A 514-nucleotide genomic window follows, 5' to 3' on the forward strand; every position below is an offset into this window, starting at 1 on the left:
GGGCCAGAGTCCGCTTGCGGACGAGGTCGTCCCGTTCGGCGATCAGCGTTTCCGGAATCGTGATGTCGCGCGAGCACGAACTGCACACCAGCGCCTCGGCGACTGTCGGCTGTGCGCAAAAGGGACAATGTGCCGGCATGCGGCTCAGGGCGCGACTTTAAGGGTGAAGCTGGTGGTCGCAGTGCGTCCCTCCGAATCCTTCACATCCACGCGAATGACATGATCGCCGGCCGGCAATTCCGCATCGGGCATGTCGATCCCGTCCGGTTTCACAAACGGCTTCAGCCGCGGCGTCAGATCGACGGCCGGGCTCTTGATGTAAGTCACCTTCAACGAATCCGTGTCGATCTTGGCCCCGCCGAACGACTCGAACTTCAGTTGCAGCCGCATCGGCGATTTCGACGCGTCGGCGGTTCCGACAAACGCGACCTTGGGTCCGCGGGTGATACCGCGGGTCGCCACCGCGACCGCTCCCTTCGGCGGAGGTAGCTTCGCCTCATCGGCTGAAATCAGG

The 514-nt window shown here is 63.4% G+C and carries 1 protein-coding gene; it reads right to left on the minus strand.

What is annotated here, in order from left to right; translation table 11 throughout:
* Nucleotides 1–144: 144 nt before the first annotated feature.
* On the minus strand, nt 145–514 hold a 370-nt coding region (locus ACMGDH_RS18230), incomplete at its 5' end, for a hypothetical protein (RefSeq protein ID WP_436829404.1).

The sequence above is a fragment of the Sphingomonas radicis genome, assembly GCF_051400635.1.
GTDB lineage: Bacteria > Pseudomonadota > Alphaproteobacteria > Sphingomonadales > Sphingomonadaceae > Sphingomonas.